We start from the raw sequence: 22860 nt of genomic DNA, 5'->3' as shown, positions 1-22860 counted from the left end.
CCTGGAAGATGGTGCCGACGCGGACGCCGCGCAGTTCGCGCAGGCGGCCTTCCGGCAGTCGATGCAGGTCGGTCCCGGCCAGCAGCGCCGCGCCGCGGGCGATACCCAGTGACGGTGGCAGCAGCCGCAGCAGCGAGAGCGCCGTGACGCTCTTGCCACTGCCCGACTCGCCTACCAGGGCGAAGGTCTCGCCACGGGCGATGGCCAGGCTCAGGCCACGGACCGCCTGCCGTGTGCCCTCCTCGCCCTCGACCAGTATCTCCAGATCGCGAATCTCCAGCACCGGGGTCATGGTTGCACCTCCCCCTGGCCGGGGCGACGTCCGAGCCAGGCGGATCTCAGCCGGCGACTGCGCGGATCGAAGGCGTCGCGCACGGCATCGGCGAACAGATTGGCCGCCAGCACCAGGGCCAGCATGAAGGCGAAGGCGCTGAGCAGATTCCACCAGATCATCGGGGTACGGGACATCTCGGTCCGGGCATCGTTGATCATGGAGCCGAAGGAATTCATGGTCGGGTCGACGCCGATGCCCAGGTAGGACAGCACCGCCTCGTAGAGCACCAGGCTGGAGAACTCCAGGGTCAGGGTGATGAGCACCAGGTAGAAGACGTTGGGCAGCAGGTGCCGACGCAGGATAGTGAAGTGGGATACGCCAAAGGCTCGTGCGGCCTGGACGTATTCCAGCTCGCGCAACTTGAGCGCCTCGGCGCGTAGCAGACGGCACAGCCCGGCCCAGCCGGTGAGACCGAGAATCAGGCAGAGCATGAAGAGGCGCAGGTCGGCCCGCGCCGCACCGGTGTCGAACAGCTCGGGATGGCGGTCGATGAACACCTGCATCATCAACACGCAGGCCGCCACCAGTAGCACCCCGGGGATGGAGGTCAGGGTGGTGTAGAGGTAGGTGATGACGTCGTCCACCCGGCCCTTGAAATAGCCGGCGGCCAGGCCGAAGCCGATCGCCGGCGGCAGCATGGCCAGGGTGGTCAGGCTGCCGATGACGAAGGCGGTGCGGATGCTCTTGAGCGACTGGTAGAGGACGTCGTTGCCGGTGCTGTCGGTGCCCAGCACGTGATAGCCGCTGGCCAGGGCGATCACGCTGCCGGTCACCAGGCAGACGCCCAGCCAGGTCAGCAGGATGGCGCGCCAGGGAGTGGCGGTGTGGCCACGGAGGATGAGTCCGCAGCGGACCGCGAAAACACCCGTCTCGCGCAACCGTGCCGCCGCCAGCGCCGCGGTGGCCAGGGCCAGCGCCAGGCCGCCGAGCAGGCCCAACGTCAGTCGCTTGAGAAGATCGCCCCGCCACTCGGTAGCGGGATCGCTCAAGGTGGTACCGGCATGCTTGAGGCGCGGGAAGTCGCGCAGCGGCAGGCCCTCGGGGCTGGTACCCAGGGTTTCCTTGGTGAACTGGTGGGTGGCGAGTGGCGCGGAATAGGTCTTTTCGCGCAGGGTCAGGCTGGTGTCGGCCAGCAGGCCATCGAGGGCCGAGAGCACCGTGGGCGAATAGATCGGCGCCGTGGCGCCGGGCGTGGCGGGTAGTTGCGGCCGGTAATGAACGGAATCCAGCAGGGCGATGGCGACGAAGCTGGCCAGCACCACGGCCGCGCTCATCGCCGGCGCATCCTGCAGCACCCGCCGCCAACTCGCGCGCAGGGCTGGCTGGCGACGCGCGCGCCAGGCATAGACCAGGGTACCGGCCACCAGCAGGTAGAGGGCGAGGTCGGTCCAGAGCAAGACGAATTTCGGCATGGCGGCTACCTGAAGCGAACGCGCGGATCGGCGAGGGTGTAGGACAGGTCCGCCAGGATCAGGCCGACGATGTAGAGCACCGAGCCGAGGAACACCATGGTACGGACCACGGCGAAGTCCTGGCCGTTGATGGCGTCGATGGTGTAGCTGCCCAGGCCGGGAATGCCAAAGAAGGATTCGGCGATCAGGCTGCCCATGATCAGCAGCGGAATGGCCGAGACCACGCCGGTAAGGATTGGCAGCGCCGCATTGCGCAGCACATGGCGCAACAGCACCTGGCGCTCGGCCAGGCCCTTGGCGCGGGCGGTGCGCACATAGTCCTTGCCGATCTCTTCGAGAAACAGCGCGCGATAGAAGCGTGCCTGGCTGCCCAATCCGGAAATCACCGCGACCAGCACCGGCAGCGCCAGGAAGCGCAGCAGATTCCAGCCTTCTTCATAACCCGAATAGGGCACCAGCCGCAGGATCTTCGCGAACAGCCACTGGCCGGCGATGATGTAGAACAGCGAGGAGATCGACAGTAGCAGCACGCAGAGCACCACGCCCCAGAAGTCCAGGCGGGTGGCGCGAAAGAACACCAGCAGGAGGGCGAAACCGATGCTGGCGACCAGACCGAGGACAAAGGTCGGCAGCGCCAGCGCCAGGCTCGGTCCGGCGCGCTCGGCGATCTCCCGGCCGATGTCGCGACCGCTGTCGGAGGTGCCGAAGTCGAACACCAGCAGACTGACCGACCGGTCGAAGAAGAGGGTATCGGTAAGCTGCTCCATTCCTTCACGGGTGGTATTGATGAGCAGTGGCTTGTCGTAGCCGTGCTCTGCCTTCCAGTCCTCGATGGCTTCGGCGGTGACGTACTTGCCACCGATGGCCAGACGCGCCATGTCGTCCGGGGTGTTGACGGTAAAGAACAGCAGGAAGGTCAGCAGATTCACCCCGATCAGGATGAGCACGCCATAGGCCAGGCGCCGCAGCAGATAGCCGATCATGACCGCCCCTCCCCGGTGTCGTCGCCAAAGGCGGTCTGGCGCTCGCGGCGCCGGAGGCTGCGCCAGGCCGGCCAGGCCAGCAGCAATGCCACGCCCAAGAGCAGCCACAGCGGCCAGAGCACCGGCCGGTTCCACTCCAGCACCTTGCGCTCGCGCAGCGCCGGGTCCAGGCGCAGATAGCGCAGCTGATCGCGCACCATCTGGGTCGGCTTGGCGTTGTAGACCCACTGTTGATAGGCCCCGGCCGACAGGGGATTCCAGCCGAACAGCCAGGGTGCGTCCTGCTGCACGAGGGCGACCATGCGCCGGATCAGGGCGACCTTTTCCGGACCATCGTCGAGACTCTTCATCTGCTCGAACAGCCGGTCGTATTCGGCATTGCTGTAGTTGCCGGCATTCTCGCCACCGTGCTTGGCCTTGCCCTGGGGACCGTAGAAGAGGAAGAGGAAGTTCTCGGCATCGGGATAGTCGGCGTTCCAGCCCCAGAAGAAGATCTGCGCCGCGCCCTTGCGCATCTTGTCCTGGAATCTGTTGTAGTCCGAGCCGCGCAATTCCAGCTGGATACCCAGCTTGGCGGTCTGCTGGCGCATCCAGTCGAACATGGCGCTGTCGCCACTGCTCTGGGCGTCGTATTGCAGGATCAGCGGCCGCCCGCTGCTGGCGTCGCGGCCGTCGGGATAGCCGGCGTCGGCCAGCAGTTGCCTGGCCTCTTCGATGGGCCGCCGCTCGGGCTTGCCATCCACCAACCGATAGACCACCGGGTTGCTGCCGGCCGGCGGCGCCTCATAGCCCAGCACCCCCGGCGGCAGCGGGCCATTGGCGACCAGGCCGTTACCGTTGAGGAAGACGGTGATGTAGCTCTCCCAGTCGAAGGCGATGGACAGCGCCTGGCGCAGCTTGCGATTGCGTGCCTGTTGCTCGGGTGTGGCGCCCTGCCCCACCACCGGATCCAGCCAGTTGAAGCCCAGGTACCAGTTGGACGCCTCCACCGCGGTGGGCAACTTGAGGCCGCGCTCGCGATAGAGTTCGGCGGAATCGGCCGAATCACCGGCCTTGGTGCGCAGCGCCACGCCATATTCGCCGCGCTCGACCTGGGGGGTGTCGTAGTAGCCCTGGATGAACTTGCCCATCAGCGGCACCCCTTCCTTTTCCAGGCTGAACACCGCGCGGTCGATCAGCGGCATGGGCTTGCCGCAGTCGTCCAGCCGGCCCTGTTCGCGATCCTCGGGCTCTCCCTCGCAGGGATAGGGATCGGCGTGATAATTGGGATTGCGCGCCAGCACATGGCGGCGATTGGGGATGGATTCGGCCAGCCGATAGGGCCCGGTGCCCACCGGCCAGCTGTTGAAACCGAGATTGTGCTCGGTCATGCCCGGCTGGCTGTAGAAGCGATCCGCCTCCCAGGGCACCGGCGCGGCGAAGGTCATGGCCAGCCAGTAGCTGAACTGGGGGTACTTGCCGATCACCCGCAGGCGCAAGGTGTGCTCATCCAGCACCTCGACCCCGGGCAGCTCACCCTGGCGCAGGTCCAGCCAGGGCAGCGGCGCGCCCTTGGGCAGGCTGGCGCGCAGAGCCTTGTCGGCAGCGCGCAGGCCTTCACCAAAGGCCTGCATGCCCACCAGATGCTCGGCGAAGATGGCATAGCTGGGCGAGACCAGCCGCGGACTGGCCAGGCGGCGCAGGCCATAGGCATAGTCGGCGGCGGTCAGGGCGCGGCTGCCGGTCTCGGAAAAGTCGGGGATCTGGTAGCGATCGGCCAGGTCGGCAGGCTGGATCGGGAAGTAGCGGTAGTGGCCCTGGGCATCCCGGGCAAAGGCCGGATGAGGCGCATAGCGGGCGTCGCGGCGGATGGGGATGTCGTAGACGCTCTGAGCGATCTGCGCCGGCGGTGCATCATCCGGCAGGCGCCGGCCCTGGGCGTCCAGGTAATAGGGTGCGATCACCCGCTCCGCGCCGCGGGGGATCAGCTCGTAGGGCCGCTTGAAGTAGTGGTAGCCGTAGAGCGGTTCATAGATGTTGTAGGTGAAGTTGGTCTCGTCACCGGAATAGGAACTGGCCGGATCGAGGTACTTCGGCGAACGGGTGGTGAAGGCGGTATAGAGGGTATTCTGGCCTTCGGCGCCAGCGCGGTAGGGGCTGTTGATCGGCGTATCGGGTGAACAGCCACCGAGCAGCGCCAGGGTCAGGAGTGCGAGGAGTTGTCTGGACAGTCTGGGCATCGCGTTCCTGCACCGAAAGAGACCTGAGGCGGCAGCATCCGCCTAAACCACCAAGCTTGAGCTATTTTCCCGCGAGGCGCAGCACCCCATGCAATCCCGGAAAGATTTCGACAAGATCGCCCACTGGTCCCAGCTCCAGGCTCCGGACGGCCCCGGCTATCCCGACAGTGACGAGCGCTTTTCCCTGGGCGCCGCCTTCGGCCGCCACTTCGGCTTCGCCCGCCTGGGTATCCACCATGAATGGCTGCCACCCGGCCGGCGCACCTCAAGGCCCCATGCCGAGGCGACCGAAGACGAATTCGTCTATGTGATCGCCGGTCATCCCACCGCCTGGATCGACGGCCACGTCCACCGGCTCAAGCCAGGCGACGGCGTGGGCTTCAAGGCCGGCGACGGTGTTGCCCATACCTTCATCAACGAGACCACGGAGCCGGTGGAACTGCTGGTCGTGGGCGATACCAGCCGAGCGGATAATCGGCTGCACTATCCGCTGCATCCGGAATACACCGCAGGTCTGGGGGATAAGCAGTGGCGGGAGTGTCCGCAGCGGGAGTTGGGGCCGCATGCGGGTGAGGCCCGGAAGTCTAGCGACTAGGCACAGTCATTGGGCATGGCCTCTCCCACCTGCCGCGCTCGAAGGCTAGCCCCGGCCGTTGGGCTTCGGCGATGGAGCCGCCTCAATCCAACCTACGAAGCCCAACATGACCTCAGCCAGCACCTTTGCGCGTGATCTGTGGGAGCGCCCCCTCGCCCTTGGGGAGAGGGTTGGGGTGAGGGTCGGCGGCTCAGGCTTTGCGCGCCTGGGCCGCGCTCACTGCCGCGCGTAGCGCCAGCAGGTAGCTGTCCACGCCGAAGCCGGCGATCTGCCCCAGCACGATCTCGGCGAATACCGAGTGATGGCGGAAACTCTCACGCGCGTGGATGTTAGACATGTGCAGCTCCACCACCGGCACGGTAAGGATCGCCAGGGCGTCGCGGATGCCATAGCTGTAGTGGGTCCAGGCGCCGGCGTTGATCAGTACCGCGTCGACGCCCTCCTCATAGCCCCGATGGATGCGCTCCACCATCGCCCCTTCGTGGTTGCTCTGGAAGCTTTCCACCTCGACGCCCAGTTCCGCGCCCAAGGCCGTCAGCCTGGCGTCGATCTCGGCCAGGGTCACGGTGCCGTACTGCAGCGGATCGCGCTTGCCGAACATGTTGTGGTTGATACCGTGCAGCATCAGGATCTTCATGGGTCCGCTCAGGTCAGGGGGAGGGTCAGCTGGTCGATGACCGGCCGGGTCTCGGGGCGCACGCCGCGCCACCAGGCGAAGGCTTCGGCGGCCTGTTCCACCAGCATGCCCACGCCGTCCGCCAGTTGCGCCACGCCTTGCTCCCGGGCGAGGCGCAGGAAGGGCGTCAGACCCTTGCCGTAGGCCAGTTCATAGGCCAGCGCCGCCTTGGTGAAGACGCCTGCCGGCACCGGCGGCAGTTCGCCAACCAGGCTGGCGGAGGTGGCGTTGATCACCAGATCGAAGGTCTCCCCTTCCAGAGCCGCGTAGCTCCGCACGCTCAGCAGCGGGTGCCCGATCTCCTGAGCTAGCCCAGCCGCCTTCCGCCCATCGCGATTGGCCATCACCAATTCCGTCGGTCCGGCGGCGAGAAAGGGCAACAGGGCGCCACGCACCGCACCACCGGCGCCCAGCAACAGCACCCGCTTGCCGGCCAGGGGTTGACCGAGATTGACCTCGATGTCGCGCAGCAGGCCGATGCCGTCGAAGTTCTCCGCCAGCACCCGCTCGCCCTCGAACTTCAGGGCGTTGGCCGCCCGGGCCAGCCGTGCCCTTTCGCTGGACTCGGTGGCCAGCTGGAAGGCCTGCAGCTTGAACGGCGCGGTCACGTTCAGGCCCTGCCCGCCCTGGGCGCGAAAGCGCTGCACGTCGCCAGCGAAGTCCTCCGGCGAGCCCTCGATGGCGCCGTATTCCAGGTCCTGCCCGGTGGTGGCGGCGAACAGGCCATGGATCAGCGGCGACTTGGTGTGGTTGATCGGGCGGCCGATCACCGCGTAGTGGTCGGTCATGCGCAGGGCTCCTGGCTGAACAGCACGCCGTCGGCCTGCAGCCGGGCGATGTCTTCCGCGCTGTAGCCCAGGCTCTGGGCGACGGCAGCGTTGTGCTCACCGAGGTCCGGCGCCACCTGCTGGATGGTGGTGTCGCACTCGGAAAAGCGGAACGGCAGATTGGGCATGCGCAGGGTGCCGAAGCGCGGGTGCTGCTGTTCCTGGATCATGCCGCGCGCCTTGATCTGCGGATCCGCGATCACCTCGTCGATGCGCTGCACCTTGGCACAGGGCACGTCGATCTCGTCGAGCAGGGCCAGCAGCCGTGCGACCGGATTGGCCGCCACCCAGGCCTTGACGATGGGCAGGATGGCTTCGCGGTGGGCGTTGCGGCCGGTGGAGGTGTGGAAGCGCAGGTCGCTGCCAAAGCCCGGCTGGTTCGCGTCCTGCTCGACCAGGGCGGCGAAGCGCTTCCAGGAGTCGTCCACCTGGGCGGCGATCACCAGGTCGCCGTCCTGGGCGCGAAACACGCCATAGAGGGTCGAGGTGGGCATGTCGTGGCCGGTCTGCTGCGGCAGGATCTCGCCGCCGGACAGGGTATAGCACTGCACCGCGTACTCGTGCATCGATACCAGGGTGTCGTACAGCGCCATGTCGATGTGCTGGCCACGCCCGCTGGTGACCCGGCCCAGCAGCGCCGCGTTGATGGCGGCCACCGCATGGGCGCCGGTGTACATGTCGCCCAGGGAGATGCGCAGCAGCGGCGGCGCCTCGCCCGGCGTGCCAACCATCTGCATGATGCCGCTCTTGGCCTCGGCGATCAGCCCGAAGCCGGCGCGATGGGCGTCCGGTCCGGTGTGGCCGTAGGCGGAAATCGAGCAGTACACCAGTCGCGGATTGCGCGCCGACAGCTCCGCATAGCCCAGGCCGAGCCTGTCCAGGGCGCCGGGTCGGTAGTTCTCGATGAAGACGTCGGCGCTGTCGCAGAGCTGCTGCATGAAGGCCTTGCCGCGCGGGTCCTTCATGTTGACGCTGACCCCCTGCTTGCCCATGTTGAGTTGCAGGAAATAGCCGCTCTGCTGGTCGTCGAGGACGAAGGCGTGCTGGCGGCCGGCATCGCCGCTGCCGGGCCGCTCCACCTTGATCACCTCGGCGCCCAAGGCCGCCAGGCAGCGTCCCACGTAGGGGCCGGCGAGGAAGTGGCTGTAGTCGATGACCCTTAGGCCTTGTAGCGGCAGTGGCTGGCTCATACCGCACCCTCCCGCCGCGGCACCATCAGCCGGTGTTCGCCGCGCTGGACCACTTCCCCCTTCTGGTTGATCAGCTCCGAGGGCAGCACCACGATGCCCCAGCCCGGCTTGCTCTTGCTCGGGCGCATGGACCCCACGCGTACCCTGACGTGCAATTCGTCGCCGACGCGGATCGGCAGGAGGAAGTCCCAGGTCCAGCCCAGCGACATGCCTGGCAGGAAGCGGTAGTCGCACTGGGTCTTGAGACCGTCGGCGATGGACAGCCCCATCAGGCCATGAGCGACCAGGCCGCCGAAGTGGCTGGCATTGGCATAGGCCTCGTCGACATGGACCGGGGTATGGTCGCCGGTGAGGTCGGCGTAGGCCAGGATGCGCTCCCTGGTGACCTGGTAGCTCGGCGTGAGCGCCTCGTCGCCCTCGCGGGCATCCTCGAAATATTTTTCCTGTACGGTCATGGTCGCTGTCACTCGGCTTGACGGGCGTTGACGGCCAGGGCGTCGTGCACGGCGCGGGCCGGCACGGCCTGGATGAATTCCAGCGCCAGGCCATCGGGCAGGCGCAGCCAGTTGTGGCCCTGGGGCAGTTGCTCCACCCCCTCGAAGCGCCGGGCCGCGGCCAGGGCGGCATCGAGGTCCTCGCACATCAGTCCCAGATGACCCAGGCGCCCCTCGGGGCCTTCGAAGTCAGGCTTGCTCATGAATTGCATCCCGCCCAGCGTCCAGTACTGACTGGGCGCCTCGACCGTGCCCTGCACCTCGCGCAGGGTCATGCCGAACACCTCGTGGAAGAAGCGGATATGCCAGTGGATGTCCTTCACCCAGATGGCCACGTGTTCCAGATAGGCCTTGGGAATGCTCATGGTTTGGCGTCCTCTTGTTGTCGATCGGCCAGGGCGCGCTCGATACCCTTGATGCAGGCGACCAGGGTGGCGTTGACCGGCGTGGGCACGCGGTACTGCTGGCCGAGCCGCACCACCGCGCCGTTGATGAAGTCGATTTCGGTGATGGAGCCCTTCTGCAGGCTCTGCAGCAGGGAGGTCTTGAAGGACGTCGGCAACCCTTCGCGTGCCAGCTCCCAGGCCGCCTGGGGCTCGCGCAGGCCCAGCTCGACTCCGGCGGCGCGGGCCACCGCGATGGCCTCGGCGACCGCCTGCAAAGCGGTGTCGCGCAGCAGTGGCTCGCTGTAGAGCTGGCCATAGGTGAGCTGGGTGATGCCGGTCAGGGCGCCGGTGGCGACGTTGACCAGCAGCTTGTCCCAGAGGGTGCCGCGGATGTTGCTGCTGACCGTGGTAGCCAGTCCCGCGTCCTCGAAGACCGCGGCGACGGCCTGGACGCGCGCGGAGAGCTGGCCGTCGAGTTCGCCGATGAGCGTGCGCTTGCCCACTACCCCGCTGCGAATTCGCCCGGGGCCGAGCAGCACGCCACCGACATAGGTCTTGCCGGCGATCACTCGCTCCTGGCCGACGATCTCGGCCAGCAGCTCTTCGTGGCCGAGGCCGTTCTGCAACGACAGCACCAGGGTATGCGGACCGACCAGCGCCCGGGCATCGCTCATGGCCGCTCGGGTGGCGAAGGACTTGACCAGCACCACCACCAGATCCACTACCCCGACCGTCTCGGCGCTGACCGCCGCCCGCACCTGAACCCGGCGCCTGCCATCGGTGGTCTCGATGTCCAGGCCGTCATGGGCGACCGCCTCGATATGGGCATTAGGGCGGTTGAGCAGCCAGGTCTCGTGTCCCGCCTCGCTCAACCAGGCACCAAAGGTGCTGCCCAGAGCGCCGGCCCCGAGGATGCAGATCTTCATGGATTGGGCTCCTTGTTTTCGCCCTACCCTAGGCCCGCGTCTGCTATTGAGCTATACAAAGAGCTCAATTCGCCCATCAGGAATTCTGATAATGCTACCTACGGATGGCCTGCCCGAACCCAAGCTGCTGATGCTGTTCGAGGTGCTCTACCGCACCGGCAGCGTCACCCGGGCCGCCGAACAGCTGGGCCAGAGCCAACCCACCATCAGCCTCTGGCTGGGCAAGTTGCGTCAGCAGCTGCGCGATCCGCTGTTCGTGCGCACGCCTGGCGGCATGAAGCCCACGCCGCAAGCCGAGGCCCTGATCACCCCGTGTCGCGAAGTGCTCGAATCCCTGCGCCGCCTGGTGGCCTGGGAGGTCGCCTTCGAGCCCGCCACCGCCCAGCGGCTGTTTCGCCTCTGCCTGAGCGATGCCAGCCACATCACCCTGCTGCCACGGATCCTGGCGCAGCTGCGCGAGGTGGCGCCCGGGGTACGGCTGGAAATCGCGCGGATCGACGGCAACACCGAACAGGCGCTGGAAATCGGTGAAGCGGACCTGGCGGTCGGCTTCATTCCCTGGCTGGGCGGCAGCCTCTATCAGCAACTGCTGTTTCCCCAGGACTGGGTCTGCCTGGTCAGCGCCCGCCATCCGCGGCTCGGCGAGCAACTACCCGCCACGGCCTACGCCGAGGAGGGCCATGTGCTGGTCAGCGCCGGCACCGGGCAGAAGCTGCTGGAAGCGGGTCTGCTGCGCGCCGGGGTGCAGCGCCGCATCGTGCTGGAGCTACCCGGCTTTCTGGGCGTCGGCGCGGTGGTCGGGAACTCCGACCTCATCGTCACCCTGCCGCGGCACATCGGTACCACCCTGGCGCAGACCTACGGCCTCAGGGTCCACGAATGCCCGGTAGCGATCGAGGGCTTCGCGGTCAGGCAGCACTGGCACGCGCGCTATCACCAAGATGCCGGCAACCGCTGGTTGCGCGGGGTGCTGCTGGAGCTCTTCGGCCACCATCGCTAGCGCAGGGACCGCAAACGAAAGAGCCCCAGCGCGGGGCTGGGGCTCTTGGGCAGGACGCCTGGACGATCAGTTGTCCAGGGCCGGGCGCTGGCCGGAGATGGCGATGCGCTTGGGCTTGGCTTCTTCCGGGATCACACGCACCAGTTCGATGCTCAGCAGGCCATGCTTGAGATCGGCACCCTTCACCTCGATATGGTCGGCGAGGCGGAAGGACAGCTTGAAGGCGCGCTGGGCGATGCCCTGATGCAGGAAGGTCACGCTCTCGGCGCTGTTTTCGCGCCGGCCACCCTTGACGGTGAGCACGCCACGCTCGACTTCGATGTCCAGGTCATCTTCCTGGAGACCGGCGGCGGCGATCACGATGCGATACTGGTCGTCACCGTGCTTCTCGACGTTGTAGGGCGGATAGGAGCTGCCAGCGTCGTTGCGCAGCGCGGATTCGAACAGGTCGTTGAACCGGTCGAAGCCGACGGAATGACGGAACAGCGGGGCCAGGGACAGTACATTGCTCATGGTGAATCTCCTGATAGGTTCAGCAAGTTTCGGTATTGCCTGCGGGACCCGACTTCGGCATCCCGCACGAACCTAGATAGGAATTCTCCAAAAAATTTCAAGGGCAAAACCCGACGAACGGTAGTGCCCGCTATTTCTTCTTCGGCTTGCGCTTTTTCTTCTTGGCCGCGGTCAGCGGCAGCGCCTGCTCGAAGGCCGAGCGCACCTCCTGCAGGCGGCGCTCCTTGAGGTCGTGGATGCGCTTGCCGCGCTCGGTGGTGAAGTCGATGAGATTGCTGTCGTCGCTCATGTCGCTATCCGGCGAAAGGTGAGATTCAGCCGCAACCCGCTGGCTTTGCGGGTCTTGGCGATCTGGTGCTGCCAATGATGCTGGGTCGCGCCGGCCATGACCAGCAGGCTGCCGTGACCCAGTTCCAGGGAATGGCCGATGCGGCTGGTGCCCTTGCGGCGAAAGTCGAAACGCCGCGCGGCCCCGAGATTGAGCGAGGCGATCAGCGGATTGGCGCCAAGGCTGGCCTCGTCGTCGCTGTGCCAGCCCATGGAGTCCTGGCCGTTGCGATAGCGATTGAGCAGCACGCCATTGAAGCCCTGGCCGCAGGCCGCCTCGACGGCTTCGCGAATCCGCTGCAGCAGGGGTGTCCAGGGCAAGGCGGCGTGGTCCAGGCCGGCGTAGCCGTAGACCACGCCCGGGTCGGCGTACCAGGCGACGTGCCGCGGCACCGGATGCCAGCGCCCGTACACCCGCACCTGCGGCTGGCTCCAGGGGGTTTCGGCGTCGAGTTGCCGCAGCCAGGCGTCGGCGGTTTCCGCCGGCAGCCAGTGCGGCTGGAAGGCCAGCTCGGCGTCGTCCAGTTCCAGGCGCTCGACCATGGCTAGACCCGCAGATCCACCTGGACACCCACCTGCTCCGGCTCTTCCAGCGCCTGGGCGCGCTCGGCGCCGAGCCCCTGGCGCAGGGCTTCGCGCTGCCGGCGGCGGCGACGTGCCTCGCGGTCCAGGGTGGCTTCGTCCTCGAGGGGTGCGTGGGCGGTCTCGGCCGCCGGCTGCACGGGCGCTATGGGGGCGATGGCTGGCCGCACCGGGGCGGGATCCAGCTGGTTTGGCGGGGTCACGCCGGGCGGCGGAATGGCAGGGATCATGACGGGGACCTCGAATTCGCGGACTGCGGCAAAGAGCGCGTTAGGCTTCTGACTCCGCTTTCGCTAAAATAGCCGGCTTTTTGATAGCTGGGGAGAAGCTTCCACATGGCGTCGCATCAACCGGGACAACGCTGGATCAGTGACAGTGAGGCCGAACTGGGCCTGGGAACCATCCTGGCCCTTGACGGCCGCCTGCTCACGGTGCTCTATCCAGCCACCGGTGAGACGCGCCAGTATGCCCAGCGCAACGCCCCGCTGACCCGGGTGCGCTTCGCCCCGGGCGACGAGGTGACTCACTTCGAGGGCTGGAAGCTCACCGTGCGCGAGGTGTCCGAAGCGGACGGCCTGCTGACCTACCACGGCTTCACCGCCGAGCGCGAGGCACGCAGCGTGCCCGAGGCCCAGCTGTCGAACTTCATCCAGTTCCGCGTGGCCAGTGACCGCCTGTTCGCCGGGCAGATCGATCCCCTGCCCTGGTTCGGCCTGCGCTATCACACCCACGAGCATCGCAACCGCCTGCTGCAGTCCAGCCTCTGGGGCCTCGGCGGCACCCGCGCCCAGCCAATCCCGCACCAGCTGCACATCGCCCGCAGCGTGGCCGACCGGGTCGCGCCGCGCGTCCTGCTGGCCGACGAGGTGGGCCTGGGCAAGACCATCGAAGCCGGCCTGGTGATCCATCGCCAGCTGCTCAGCGGTCGCGCCAGCCGCGTGCTGATCCTGGTCCCGGAAAATCTCCAGCACCAGTGGCTGGTGGAGATGCGCCGCCGCTTCAATCTGGAAGTGGCGCTGTTCGACGCCGAGCGCTTCATGGCCAGCGAAGACGGCAATCCCTTCGAGGACGCCCAGCTCGCCCTGGTCTCCCTGGACTGGCTGGTGCGCGACGAAAAGGCCCAGGATGCCGCCTTCGCCGCCGGCTGGGACCTGCTGGTGGTCGACGAAGCCCACCACCTGGTCTGGCACCCCGAGGGCGCCAGCCGCGAATACAGCCTGGTCGAGCAACTCGGCGAGGTCATCCCCGGCGTGCTGCTGCTCACCGCGACCCCCGAGCAACTGGGCCAGGACAGCCACTTCGCCCGCCTGCGCCTGCTCGACCCCAGCCGCTTCCATGACTTCGCCGCCTTCCAGCAGGAGTCCCAGCACTACCGCCCGGTGGCCGAGGCCGTGCAGGAACTGCTCGACGCCGGCGCCCTGAGCCCGGCCGCCCAGGACGCCATCGGCGGCTTCCTCGGCCCGGAAGGCGAGGCCCTGCTGGCCGCCGCCGCGGCCGGCGATGCCGACGCCCGCGCCCGCCTGGTGCGCGAGCTGCTGGATCGCCACGGCACCGGCCGGGTGCTGTTCCGCAACACCCGCGCCGCGGTCAAGGGCTTCCCCGAGCGCGAGCTGCACGCCCACGCCCTGCCCTTCCCGGATGCCTACCTGGACGAAGGCGTCATGCCCGGCCAGTCGCTGCAGCCGGAGACCGAATTCGCCCCGGAAGACGACAACGATCGCTGGTGGCGTCACGATGGCCGCGTCGAATGGCTGATCGACACCCTCAAGGCGCTCAAGCCGCACAAGGTGCTGGTCATCTGTGCGCGCATGGAAACCGCCCTGGACCTGGAAGACGCCCTGCGCCTCAAGTCCGGCATCCCCGCCACGACCTTCCACGAAGGCATGAGCATCCTCGAACGCGACCGCGCCGCCGCCTACTTCGCCGACGAGGAGTTTGGCGCCCAGGTGCTGATCTGCTCCGAGATCGGCAGTGAAGGCCGCAACTTCCAGTTCGCCCACCACCTGGTGCTGTTCGACCTGCCGGCCCACCCGGACCTGCTGGAGCAGCGCATCGGCCGTCTCGACCGGATCGGCCAGCGCCACACCATCCAGCTGCACGTGCCCTATCTCGAAGGCAGCCGCCAGGAACGCCAGTTCCAGTGGTACCACCAGGCACTGAACGCCTTTCTGGCCACCTCGCCGACCGGCAGCGCCCTCCAGGCACGCTTCGCCAGCGAGCTCGACGAGCAGCTGGCCGGTGGCGACGACGCCACCTGGCAGGCCCTGCTGGAACAGGGTGCCCAGGCGCGCGCCGCGCTGGAGACCGAACTGCACAACGGTCGCGACCGCCTGCTGGAACTCAATTCTTCCGGTGCCGGCGCAGGCGAGCAGCTGGTCGAGGACATCCTCGACCAGGACGACCAGTTCGCCCTGCCGATGTACATGGAAGAGCTGTTCAACGCCTTCGGCATCGACAGCGAGGACCACTCCGACAACGCCCTGATCCTCAAGCCCAGCGAGAAGATGCTCGACGCCGGCTTCCCCCTTGGCAACGACGAAGGCGTGACCATCACCTACGACCGCAACGTGGCCCTGGTCCGCGAAGACATGCAATTCCTGACCTGGGAGCACCCCATGGCCCAGGGCGGCATGGACCTGGTGATGTCCGGCTCCATGGGCAACACCGCCGTGGCGCTGATCAAGAACAAGGCGCTCAAGGCGGGCACCGTGCTGCTGGAGCTGATCTACATCAGCGAGGCGGTGGCGCCGCGCGCCCTGCAACTGGGTCGTTACCTGCCGCCGCTGGCGATCCGCTGCCTGCTGGACGCCAACGGCAACGACCTGGCTGCCCGGGTGGCCTTCGAGACCCTCAACGATCAGCTGGAAAGCGTGCCACGTGCCAGCGCCAACAAGTTCGTCCAGGCCCAGCGCGATTCCCTGGCCAAGCTGATCGGCGGTGGCGAAGACAAGGCCCTGCCCCGCCACGAGGAACGCGTCGCCAAGGCCCGCCAGGCCTATGTGTCGGGTATGGACGAAGAAATCGCCCGCCTGGAAGCCCTGCGCGCGGTCAATTCCAGCGTCCGCCAGGACGAGATCGATCGCCTGCGCCAGCAGCGCGAAGAAGGCCTGACCTACCTGGACAAGGCCTCGCTGCGCCTGGAAGCCATTCGGGTGCTGGTGGCGGGCTAGGCCGGTCGCACTGTTGGGCTTCGCTAGCGCTCAACCCAACCTACGAGACTCGCGCTTGGGCGTGACCTTGTAGGTTGGGTTGAGACAGCTCCATCGTCGAAGCCCAACACGCCGTGGTCGCAGGGTAATCTCTCGTTGGGCTGCGCTGGCGCTCAACCCAAACTACGGAACTGCTGACGCCGTAGCGTGGAAAACGGCGCAGCCTTTTCCACTGGACTCCGTCGCTGGGCGCGCCCTCACCCCACCCCTCTCCCGAGGGGAGAGGGGGCTGTTCGAGCAAGCGTTACGCTTCATCAGCTCCGGCAAGCTCGGGATCGCTCAGCGCACCCGGCCGTAGGTTGGGTGAGACAGCCTCATCGTCGAAGCCCAACAGACAGAGTCGAACCCGTCGCCTTGGGCTTCGCTGGCGCTCAACCCGAACTACGGAGCTGCTGACGCCGTAGCGTGGAAAACGGCGCAGCCTTTTCCACTGGACTCCGTCGCTGGGCGCGCCCTCACCCCAACCCTCTCCCGAGGGGAGAGGGGGTTGTTCGAGCTAGCGTTCTGCTTCATCAGCCCCGGCAAGTTCGGGATCGCTCAGCGCACCCGGCCGTAGGTTGGGTGAGACAGCCTCATCGTCGAAGCCCAACGGACGGAGTCGAACCCGTCGCCTTGGGCTTCGCTGACGCTCAACCCAAGCTACGGAACTGCTGACTCCGTAGCTGGGCGCGCCCTCACCCCAACCCTCTCCCGAGGGGAGAGGGGGCTGTTCGAGCAGGGGCTTAGCCGCGTCACAAGCTCGGGATCGCTCAGCGCGCCCGGCCGTAGGTTGGGTTGAGACGGCTCCATCGTCGTAGCCCAACAGACGGAGTCGAACCCGTCGCGCTGGGCTTCGCTGACGCTCAACCCAAGCTACGGAACTGCTGACGCCGTAGCGTGGAAAACGGCGCAGCCTTTTCCACTGGACTCCGTCGCTGGGCGCGCCCTCACCCCAACCCTCTCCCGAGGGGAGAGGGGGTTGTTCGAGCTAGCGCTCCGCTTCATCAGCTCCGGCAAGTTCGGGATCGCTCAGCGCACCCGGCCGTAGGTTGGGTTGAGACGGCTCCATCGTCGAAGCCCAACAGACGGAGTCGAACCCGTCGCCTTGGGCTTCGCTGGCGCTCAACCCGAACTACGGAGCTGCTGACGCCCGTAGCGTGGAAAACGGCGCAGCCTTTTCCACTGGACTCCGTCGCTGGGCGCGCCCTCGCCCCAGCCCTCTCCCGAGGGGAGAGGGGGCTGTTCGAGCAGGGGCTCAGCCGCGTCAGCGCAGGCAAACTCGTGATTGATCCCCGCGCCCGGCCGTAGGTTGGGTTGAGACGGCTCCATCGTCGAAGCCCAACGGATGGACGCGAACCCGCCGCGCTGGCGCTCAACCCAACCTGCGAAAATCCCTCACGCCGCCAGCGTCGCGCCGCCGTCCACCACGATATCCTGCATGGTGATATGGCTGGCCAGGTCCGAGGCGAGGAACAGCACGGTGTTGGCGATCTCGTCGGGCTGGGCGATCTTGCGCAGCGGGATGCCCAGCTTGAAGTCTTCCGGCAGGCCGTCCACCAGGCGCTGATAGCCCTCGGGCGAGCCGAGCATGCCGGCCAGCATGGGGGTCGCCGTGGAGCCCGGCGAGACCACATTGCAGCGCACGCCCGACCCGGCCAGTTCCAGGGCCACGCAGTGGCTCAGGGACACCAGCGCCGCCTTGGAGGTGCAGTAGCCGGCCATCTGCAGGCGCGGCACATGGGCGGCATTGGAGGCGATGTTGACGATGGCGCCCTGGCCCTGGGCCTTGAACAGCGGCACCAGTTGGCGGAACAGGTAGAAGGGACCGGAGACGTTGACGTCCAGCAGCGCCTGCCAGTCGTCCAGGCTCAGGCTGTCGCTGGTGCCCAGGCGCAAGACGCCAGCGCCGTTGACCAGCACGTCCAGACGGCGTTCTTCGGCCAGCAGCGCCTGGCAGACGTCCTCGACCTGGGCCGCATCGGCGACATCCAGCAGCTGGGTGCGGAACGGATAGCTGCGCTCGGCGAATTGTCGGTCGAGTCCGACCACCTCGGCGCCGGCCGCCTGGAAGCGGCGCGCCACTTGCAAGCCGATGCCCTGCCCCGCGCCGGTCACCCAGACGCGCTTGCCGGTGAAATCCAGTTGCGTCATCAGGAGACTCCTCAGGCGCGCGCGCGCAGCAGATCCAGCCAGCCCTGCAGGGTCGGCTGGGCGGCGAGATCGGCGAAGGTGACCGGCAGGCCGCGCTTCTGCCACTCGCCCACCAGGGTCATGACCTGCACCGAATCCAGACCGAAATCGGTGAGGTTGTCGTCCAGCGCCGGCTCTTCGTCGTCAGCGTCCAGCAGCGGCTGGACCTGGGCACGCAGCCAGGCTTCGTCCAGGGTTACCGCGCCGCCGGTGACCTGGGCGGTGCTCAGGGTACTGCCGCAACGGGTCGCCACGTAGCGCAGCGCCATGCGGTGCTCTTCTTCGCTGAAGTCGGCCACGGCATCGCCGATCAGGAAGGCCTGGATGTCCTTCATGAAGGCGTCGGTGCAGGTGGTCAGGCAGCCGATATGGGCATAGACGCCGCAGACGATCAGCTGATCGCGCCGCCACTCGGTCATCAGGTCCTGCAGGTTGGAACGGTGGAAGGCGCTATAGCGCCACTTGGTCAGCACCACGTCACCGTCCTTGGGTGCCAGTTCGTCCACCACCTGCTGCAGCGCGGGATCGACCTGGGTCAGGCCCGGCCCCCACATGTCGTTGAGCAGGGCACGATCGGCCGGCGGCTGGTCGGTGGGCTGGGCGGTATAGACCACCGGCACGCCCTGGGCATCGGCCCAGGCACGCAGCGCGGCGATGTTGGCCACCACCTGGTCGATCAGCGGGCTGCTGTCGCCATAGAACTCGACGAAATAGCGCTGCATGTCGTGGATCAGCAGCACGGCGCGGTCGGCCGCCGGTGTCCAGTCGACCTTGTTGGCGGGAAAGCCGTCGGGCTGGGGCAAGGGATAGGAAGCAAGACGGGGGATAGCCATGGGAAACCTTAGGAACGCTCGGTGGAAGGGGTCTGCAGCTGCTCGCGCAGGCGCCGCTTGTCGATCTTGCCGACGGCGGTGAGCGGCAGCTGGTCAAGGAACTGGAAACGGTCCGGCAGCTTGTATTCGGCCACGCCCTGCTCGCGCAGATAGCGACGCAGCGCCACCGGCTTGAGTGCCGGATCGCTCACCACCAGGCAGGCGCAGCTCTTCTCGCCCATCAACTCGTCGGCGATGGCGACCAGGGCCGCGTGGGTGATGCCGGGATGGCGCAGCAGCAGCCCCTCGATCTCGGCGGCGGCGATCTTCTCGCCGCCGCGGTTGATCTGATCCTTCACCCGGCCGACTACCTTGAGATAGCCGGCGGCATCGCGCTGGACCACGTCGCCGGAGAAGTAGAAACCCTCGGCATCGAACACCTGGGCATTGTGCTCGGGGCTGCGGTAGTAGCCGCGAAAGGTGTAGGGACCGCGGGTGGACAGCAGGCCCGGCTCGCCGTCGGGCACTGGATTTCCGTCCTCGTCGGTGATGCGCACCTCGTCATCCGGACTCATGGGACGGCCCTGGGTGGTGAAAATGCGCTCGGGCTCGTCGTCCAGGCGGGTGTAGTTGACCAGGCCCTCGGCCATGCCGAACACCTGCTGCAGCTGGCAGCCCAGTTCCGCGGGCACGCGGCGGGCCTGGGCCTCGGCGAAGCTGGCACCGCCCACCTGCATCACGCGCAGGCTGGCCAGCCGGGCGCGCTGCTCGGGGGCGGCCGCGGCCTGCAGCCAGAGCGCCACCGCCGGCGGTACCAGGGCCACCCAGTCCACCTGATGACGCTCGATCAGCGCGAAGCAGCGCAGCGGCTCGGGATCGCGGGCCATGACCACGCAGCCACCGGCGATGAAGACGCCCAGGGCGCCGGGCGAGCTGAGGGTGTAGTTGTGGCCCGCCGGCAGGGCGCAGAGAAAGCGCGTGGCCGGGGTCAGGCGGCAGATTTCGACGCTGCGTCTGAGGCTGTAGTAGTAGTCGTTGTGGGTACGCGGAATCAGCTTGGGCGTGCCAGTGCTACCCCCGGAGAGCTGGAAGAAGGCCACCTCGCCACCGGCGGTAGGCATCAGCTGAAAACCGTCCAGCGGGGTATCCAGACGCTGCTGCAGGCTGCGTGTGTCATCGGCGCCATCCAGCAGCACCTCGTCGAGGCCGGGCGCCACGTCGCGCAACTCGCCAAGGAAGTTGTCGTCGCGGAACAGGTTGTGCTCGCGAGAGGCGATCAGCAGCCGGGGCTGGATCTGCTGCGCATAGGCGAGCAGCTCCAGCTTCTGGTGGCTGAACAACGCATTGACCGGGGCGATGCCCACCTTGAGCAGGGCGAAGAACACCACATAGAACTCGGCCACGTTGGGCAGTTGCACCAGGGCGGTGTCGTGACGACGCAGCCCGGCGGCCTGCAGGTGAGCGGCCAGGCGACTGGAACGCTCGTCCAGCTCGGCATAGCTCAGCTGCCGCTCGCCGCAGAGGATCGCCGGCGCCTCGGGCAGGGCCGCGCGGCTGCGCGCCAGGATCTCGGTCATCGGCAGATCGGGCCAGTAACCCAGGGCGCGATAGCGGGCCGCCAGGTCTTCCGGCCAGGGGGTGAATTCCAGACTCACGTGGGGTTCTCCTCGTCGAGCAAACCACAGGCGGCACGCATGGTGCCCAGTTTGGCGGTGACCTCGGCCCACTCCGCCGCCGGATCCGAGGCTTCGACGATGCCGGCGCCGGCGAACAGCCGCAGCCAGTCGCCCTGCACCGTGCCGCAGCGGATGGTGACGACCCACTCGCCGTTGCCCTGGGCATCGCACCAGCCGACCATGCCGGTGAACAGGCCGCGGTCGAAGGGCTCGATGCGCTGGATCAGCTGGCGCGCCGCCGCCGTGGGAAAACCGCAGACCGCCGGGGTCGGATGCAGGCGGCAGGCGAGCTGCAGCGCCGAGGTGCGACTGTCGGCCAGCTCGCCATCGATGGCGGTGGACAGGTGCCACATGGCGTTGGTGCTGAGCAGCGAAGGCCCTTCGGGCACGTCCAGCCGGCTGCACAGCGGTGCCAGCTGCTGGCGGATGTCCTCGATCACCAGGCGGTGCTCGTAGTGATCCTTGCTGGACTCCAGCAGGTCACGGGCGACACGCTGATCTTCCTGCGGATCGGCGCGACGCTTGGCCGAACCCGCCAGCGGATTGGTGTGGACCCGGGCGCCCTGCTTGCGCACCAGCAACTCGGGGCTGACTCCGACCAGCTCGCCGCCCTCGGCGAGGGGGATGCGGAATTGATAGCCGGTGGGATTCTGCCGCGCCAGATTGGCGAGGATGGCATCCACGTCGGCGGGTTCGGCCAGGTGGATCTCCTGGATCCGCGACAGCACCGCCTTGCTCAGCTCGCCGCGGCGGAAGGCCTCGATGGCCTCCTCCACCGCCAGGCAGAAACCATCCGCACTGGGCAGGTTGCGCACCTCGCGCACCTGCGCCGGGGCGACTGGCGCGCCGCTGACCGGCGCCGGACGAGCCACCCAGGCATGCTCCCGGGGCACATAGAGACAGGAGGGCCGAGTGGTATCGAAGGGAATGGCACCCATGATCACCGGCTCGGCGATGCCGGCCTGGCGGGCACGGGCGAAGGCCTCTTCCACGGCGTGGAGGAACAGGCTGTCCCGGTGTGCACCACCGCTGGCCGGTGTCTCGACCCGGGCACAGACGCCCCGCCCCTGCAGGACGCGATCACCCGACTGGAACAGGAATGCGGCCTGTTCCCGACGATCGGCGCCTACGTCTCCGATCCTCTCGGCCCTCTTGCTGGTCATTTCGATGAACCTCTACACGAATGATAATGCTTATCAATAAGCAGAAGCTAACGCACCGGATGCTGGAAAGTCAATTCGTTAGGAACCGAACGAAATTCCCGTTTATCCGGCAAATCTCTGAAATTAAAGATAAATATCCACCGGACAGAAGGCCGCCTGGGGTTATCTCCTGCCCTTCCCCGCCGGTGTATCGGCGGTTTGATCGGAACGACTTGCTGCCAGGGAGCGCTTCTTTGAAAATGAGAGTTATTATCTTACAACCGGAAGGCGTTCATGTTCAGCTTGTCGTCAGTGTTTCGCATTCTCACCACCCTGGTTCTCGCGATCCTGGCGCTGGGCGGTACCGCCCGGGCGGCGGACTGGCCCCGGCAGATCAGCGCCGACGGCAGCCAGGTCACCCTGCCCGCCAAGCCGCAACGCATCGTTTCCACCAGCGTCACCCTCACCGGCTCCCTGCTCGCCATCGGCGCGCCGGTGGTGGCCAGCGGTGCCACCTCGCCCAACAACAGATTCGCCGATGACCAGGGCTTCCTGCGACAGTGGGGCGCGGTCGCCAAGCAGCGCGACGTGAAACGGCTGTACATCGGCGAAGCCAATGCCGAAGCCGTGGCCGCCGAGGCACCGGACCTGATCCTGGTCAGCGCCGCCGGCAACGATTCGGCGCTGCGCCTGGTCGAGCAACTCAAGGCCATCGCCCCGGTGCTGGTGGTGGGTTACGACAATCGCAGCTGGCAACAGGTGGTGGAGCTGCTCGGTCAGGCCACCGGCCGCGAGGACGCCGCCAGCCAGGTGGTCGCCGATTTCGACCGGCGTGTCGCCGAGCTCAAGGTGCGCCTGCAGCTGCCGCCGCAACCGGTATCGGCCTTCGTCTACAACCCGGCGACGCGCCAGGCCAATCTCTGGACCGCCGCCTCCTCCCAGGGCCAGTTGCTGGAAAGCCTGGGCTTCGAACTGGCGGCGCTGCCGGCGGGACTGGAGACCGGTCATAGCCAGGGGCAGCGCCATGACATCCTCCAGCTCGCCGGCGAAAACGTCGCCACCGGCCTCACGGGCCAGACCTTCCTGCTGTTCGCCGCGGACGCCAAGGAAGCCGAGGCGGTCCGCGGCAATCCGCTGCTGGCGCACCTGCCGGCGGTCAAGGACAACCGTGTGGAAGCCCTGGGCGCCGAGACCTTCCGTCTCGACCCCTACAGCGCCAACCTGCTGCTGGATCGCCTGGAACAGCGCTACGCCAAGCCTTGAATAGAGCAGTCGTGGCCAGGGCGGTCCGCCGATGCGGCCGCTCCTACAAGACATCGGTGTTTGGGTGATCGCGGCCATGGGCCGCTCCTACAGGTACCGTCTAGCCTGTAGGAGCGGCCCATGGC

Annotated in this window: 22 protein-coding genes; 4 read left to right on the top strand and 18 right to left on the bottom strand. The window is 67.3% G+C overall.

Going from position 1 to position 22860, the window contains the following annotated elements; translation table 11 throughout:
* The 4 genes from QMX82_RS21925 to QMX82_RS21910 form a co-directional block, all read right to left on the bottom strand.
* On the bottom strand, positions 1-292 hold a 292-nt coding region (locus QMX82_RS21925; protein ID WP_282287542.1), incomplete at its 3' end, for an ATP-binding cassette domain-containing protein.
* Positions 289-1746, bottom strand: a complete 1458-nt coding sequence (locus QMX82_RS21920) for an ABC transporter permease (protein ID WP_282287539.1) — start codon at positions 1744-1746, stop codon at positions 289-291. The genes QMX82_RS21920 and QMX82_RS21925, both read right to left, overlap by 4 nt.
* A 5-nt stretch (positions 1747-1751) precedes the next feature.
* Positions 1752-2729 (bottom strand): ABC transporter permease, encoded by a 978-nt coding sequence (locus tag QMX82_RS21915; protein WP_282287537.1) that lies wholly within the window; start codon positions 2727-2729, stop codon positions 1752-1754.
* Entirely contained in the window at positions 2726-4948 is a 2223-nt protein-coding gene (locus QMX82_RS21910) for an ABC transporter substrate-binding protein (RefSeq protein ID WP_282287535.1), read from the bottom strand. Before QMX82_RS21910 ends, QMX82_RS21915 begins: the two co-directional genes overlap by 4 nt.
* A gap of 88 nt (positions 4949-5036) precedes the next feature.
* Here QMX82_RS21910 and QMX82_RS21905 point away from each other — a divergent pair, with 88 nt between their 5' ends.
* On the top strand, positions 5037-5543 hold the full coding sequence (locus tag QMX82_RS21905) for a cupin domain-containing protein (protein WP_282287534.1): 507 nt from the start codon (positions 5037-5039) through the stop codon (positions 5541-5543).
* A 190-nt stretch (positions 5544-5733) separates the two neighbouring features.
* Here the strand turns inward: QMX82_RS21905 and aroQ are convergent, their stop codons facing one another.
* Genes aroQ through QMX82_RS21875 form a run of 6 tightly spaced genes read right to left on the bottom strand, consistent with a single transcriptional unit; the run spans position 5734 to position 10042 of the window.
* Positions 5734-6180, bottom strand: coding sequence for a type II 3-dehydroquinate dehydratase (gene aroQ, locus QMX82_RS21900; protein WP_133861167.1), 447 nt, complete (start codon positions 6178-6180; stop codon positions 5734-5736).
* An 8-nt stretch (positions 6181-6188) separates the two neighbouring features.
* Positions 6189-7007, bottom strand: a complete 819-nt coding sequence (gene aroE / locus QMX82_RS21895) for a shikimate dehydrogenase (RefSeq protein ID WP_282287531.1) — start codon at positions 7005-7007, stop codon at positions 6189-6191.
* A complete protein-coding gene (locus QMX82_RS21890) occupies positions 7004-8236 on the bottom strand; it encodes a CaiB/BaiF CoA transferase family protein (protein WP_282287530.1) in 1233 nt (410 codons plus the stop codon). Before QMX82_RS21890 ends, aroE begins: the two co-directional genes overlap by 4 nt.
* On the bottom strand, positions 8233-8691 hold the full coding sequence (locus QMX82_RS21885) for a MaoC family dehydratase (protein ID WP_282287528.1): 459 nt from the start codon (positions 8689-8691) through the stop codon (positions 8233-8235). The genes QMX82_RS21890 and QMX82_RS21885 overlap by 4 nt, the downstream gene beginning before the upstream one ends.
* Positions 8692-8699: 8 nt before the next feature.
* Positions 8700-9095 carry a VOC family protein gene (locus QMX82_RS21880; protein WP_282287527.1) on the bottom strand — a complete coding sequence of 132 codons (396 nt, stop codon included), beginning with the start codon at positions 9093-9095 and terminating at the stop codon, positions 8700-8702.
* Positions 9092-10042: a ketopantoate reductase family protein gene (locus QMX82_RS21875; RefSeq protein ID WP_282287525.1), complete on the bottom strand. Its 951-nt coding sequence runs from the start codon at positions 10040-10042 to the stop codon at positions 9092-9094. The genes QMX82_RS21880 and QMX82_RS21875 overlap by 4 nt, the downstream gene beginning before the upstream one ends.
* Positions 10043-10133: 91 nt before the next feature.
* Between QMX82_RS21875 and QMX82_RS21870 the strand changes: the two genes are divergently transcribed.
* Positions 10134-11042 carry a LysR family transcriptional regulator gene (locus QMX82_RS21870; protein WP_282287523.1) on the top strand — a complete coding sequence of 303 codons (909 nt, stop codon included), beginning with the start codon at positions 10134-10136 and terminating at the stop codon, positions 11040-11042.
* Positions 11043-11108: 66 nt separating this feature from the next.
* On the opposite strand, the gene QMX82_RS21865 is transcribed toward QMX82_RS21870, so the two are convergent.
* From QMX82_RS21865 to QMX82_RS21850, 4 genes are all read right to left on the bottom strand, one after another.
* Positions 11109-11555, bottom strand: a complete 447-nt coding sequence (locus QMX82_RS21865; RefSeq protein WP_017642155.1) for an Hsp20 family protein — start codon at positions 11553-11555, stop codon at positions 11109-11111.
* Positions 11556-11685: 130 nt separating this feature from the next.
* Positions 11686-11844 carry a hypothetical protein gene (locus tag QMX82_RS21860; RefSeq protein WP_007160293.1) on the bottom strand — a complete coding sequence of 53 codons (159 nt, stop codon included), beginning with the start codon at positions 11842-11844 and terminating at the stop codon, positions 11686-11688.
* Positions 11841-12425, bottom strand: a complete 585-nt coding sequence (locus QMX82_RS21855; protein ID WP_208691758.1) for an alpha-ketoglutarate-dependent dioxygenase AlkB family protein — start codon at positions 12423-12425, stop codon at positions 11841-11843. Before QMX82_RS21855 ends, QMX82_RS21860 begins: the two co-directional genes overlap by 4 nt.
* A gap of 2 nt (positions 12426-12427) precedes the next feature.
* Positions 12428-12694: an aspartate-semialdehyde dehydrogenase gene (locus QMX82_RS21850; RefSeq protein WP_282287515.1), complete on the bottom strand. Its 267-nt coding sequence runs from the start codon at positions 12692-12694 to the stop codon at positions 12428-12430.
* A gap of 105 nt (positions 12695-12799) precedes the next feature.
* On the opposite strand from QMX82_RS21850, the gene rapA reads away from it, so the two are divergent.
* A complete protein-coding gene (gene rapA / locus QMX82_RS21845) occupies positions 12800-15634 on the top strand; it encodes an RNA polymerase-associated protein RapA (RefSeq protein ID WP_282287513.1) in 2835 nt (944 codons plus the stop codon).
* Positions 15635-17047: 1413 nt separating this feature from the next.
* Here the strand turns inward: rapA and dhbA are convergent.
* Genes dhbA through QMX82_RS21825 form a run of 4 tightly spaced genes read right to left on the bottom strand, consistent with a single transcriptional unit; the run spans position 17048 to position 21493 of the window.
* A complete protein-coding gene (gene dhbA, locus QMX82_RS21840) occupies positions 17048-17803 on the bottom strand; it encodes a 2,3-dihydro-2,3-dihydroxybenzoate dehydrogenase (RefSeq protein WP_133861178.1) in 756 nt (251 codons plus the stop codon).
* A gap of 11 nt (positions 17804-17814) precedes the next feature.
* A complete protein-coding gene (locus tag QMX82_RS21835; RefSeq protein WP_282287511.1) occupies positions 17815-18675 on the bottom strand; it encodes an isochorismatase family protein in 861 nt (286 codons plus the stop codon).
* Between the two features lie 8 nt (positions 18676-18683).
* Positions 18684-20309, bottom strand: coding sequence for a (2,3-dihydroxybenzoyl)adenylate synthase (locus QMX82_RS21830; protein WP_208691762.1), 1626 nt, complete (start codon positions 20307-20309; stop codon positions 18684-18686).
* Positions 20306-21493: an isochorismate synthase gene (locus tag QMX82_RS21825; RefSeq protein WP_282287508.1), complete on the bottom strand. Its 1188-nt coding sequence runs from the start codon at positions 21491-21493 to the stop codon at positions 20306-20308. The genes QMX82_RS21830 and QMX82_RS21825 overlap by 4 nt, the downstream gene beginning before the upstream one ends.
* Before the next feature lie 273 nt (positions 21494-21766).
* On the opposite strand from QMX82_RS21825, the gene fepB reads away from it, so the two are divergent.
* Positions 21767-22735: a Fe2+-enterobactin ABC transporter substrate-binding protein gene (fepB, locus tag QMX82_RS21820; RefSeq protein WP_282287506.1), complete on the top strand. Its 969-nt coding sequence runs from the start codon at positions 21767-21769 to the stop codon at positions 22733-22735.
* The last annotated feature ends 125 nt before the right edge of the window (positions 22736-22860 follow it).

The organism is Pseudomonas sp. PS02302 (genome assembly GCF_029959585.1).
Lineage (GTDB): Bacteria > Pseudomonadota > Gammaproteobacteria > Pseudomonadales > Pseudomonadaceae > Chryseomonas > Chryseomonas aestiva.
The sequence above is the reverse complement of the archived record's forward strand: the minus strand, read 5'-3'. Positions and strand labels throughout refer to the sequence as shown.

What these genes read in the sequence shown, in the direction of transcription:
- aroQ (WP_133861167.1), bottom strand. Translation starts at nt 6,180, where the DNA reads ATGAAGATCCTGATGCTGCACGGTATCAACCACAACATGTTCGGCAAG.
- QMX82_RS21865 (WP_017642155.1), bottom strand. Translation starts at nt 11,555, where the DNA reads ATGAGCAATGTACTGTCCCTGGCCCCGCTGTTCCGTCATTCCGTCGGC.
- QMX82_RS21890 (WP_282287530.1), bottom strand. Translation starts at nt 8,236, where the DNA reads ATGAGCCAGCCACTGCCGCTACAAGGCCTAAGGGTCATCGACTACAGC.
- QMX82_RS21860 (WP_007160293.1), bottom strand. Translation starts at nt 11,844, where the DNA reads ATGAGCGACGACAGCAATCTCATCGACTTCACCACCGAGCGCGGCAAG.
- QMX82_RS21835 (WP_282287511.1), bottom strand. Translation starts at nt 18,675, where the DNA reads ATGGCTATCCCCCGTCTTGCTTCCTATCCCTTGCCCCAGCCCGACGGC.
- QMX82_RS21875 (WP_282287525.1), bottom strand. Translation starts at nt 10,042, where the DNA reads ATGAAGATCTGCATCCTCGGGGCCGGCGCTCTGGGCAGCACCTTTGGT.
- QMX82_RS21870 (WP_282287523.1), top strand. Translation starts at nt 10,134, where the DNA reads ATGCTACCTACGGATGGCCTGCCCGAACCCAAGCTGCTGATGCTGTTC.
- QMX82_RS21910 (WP_282287535.1), bottom strand. Translation starts at nt 4,948, where the DNA reads ATGCCCAGACTGTCCAGACAACTCCTCGCACTCCTGACCCTGGCGCTG.
- QMX82_RS21920 (WP_282287539.1), bottom strand. Translation starts at nt 1,746, where the DNA reads ATGCCGAAATTCGTCTTGCTCTGGACCGACCTCGCCCTCTACCTGCTG.
- QMX82_RS21855 (WP_208691758.1), bottom strand. Translation starts at nt 12,425, where the DNA reads ATGGTCGAGCGCCTGGAACTGGACGACGCCGAGCTGGCCTTCCAGCCG.
- QMX82_RS21885 (WP_282287528.1), bottom strand. Translation starts at nt 8,691, where the DNA reads ATGACCGTACAGGAAAAATATTTCGAGGATGCCCGCGAGGGCGACGAG.
- rapA (WP_282287513.1), top strand. Translation starts at nt 12,800, where the DNA reads ATGGCGTCGCATCAACCGGGACAACGCTGGATCAGTGACAGTGAGGCC.
- QMX82_RS21850 (WP_282287515.1), bottom strand. Translation starts at nt 12,694, where the DNA reads ATGATCCCTGCCATTCCGCCGCCCGGCGTGACCCCGCCAAACCAGCTG.
- dhbA (WP_133861178.1), bottom strand. Translation starts at nt 17,803, where the DNA reads ATGACGCAACTGGATTTCACCGGCAAGCGCGTCTGGGTGACCGGCGCG.
- aroE (WP_282287531.1), bottom strand. Translation starts at nt 7,007, where the DNA reads ATGACCGACCACTACGCGGTGATCGGCCGCCCGATCAACCACACCAAG.
- QMX82_RS21880 (WP_282287527.1), bottom strand. Translation starts at nt 9,095, where the DNA reads ATGAGCATTCCCAAGGCCTATCTGGAACACGTGGCCATCTGGGTGAAG.
- QMX82_RS21905 (WP_282287534.1), top strand. Translation starts at nt 5,037, where the DNA reads ATGCAATCCCGGAAAGATTTCGACAAGATCGCCCACTGGTCCCAGCTC.
- fepB (WP_282287506.1), top strand. Translation starts at nt 21,767, where the DNA reads ATGTTCAGCTTGTCGTCAGTGTTTCGCATTCTCACCACCCTGGTTCTC.
- QMX82_RS21915 (WP_282287537.1), bottom strand. Translation starts at nt 2,729, where the DNA reads ATGATCGGCTATCTGCTGCGGCGCCTGGCCTATGGCGTGCTCATCCTG.
- QMX82_RS21825 (WP_282287508.1), bottom strand. Translation starts at nt 21,493, where the DNA reads ATGACCAGCAAGAGGGCCGAGAGGATCGGAGACGTAGGCGCCGATCGT.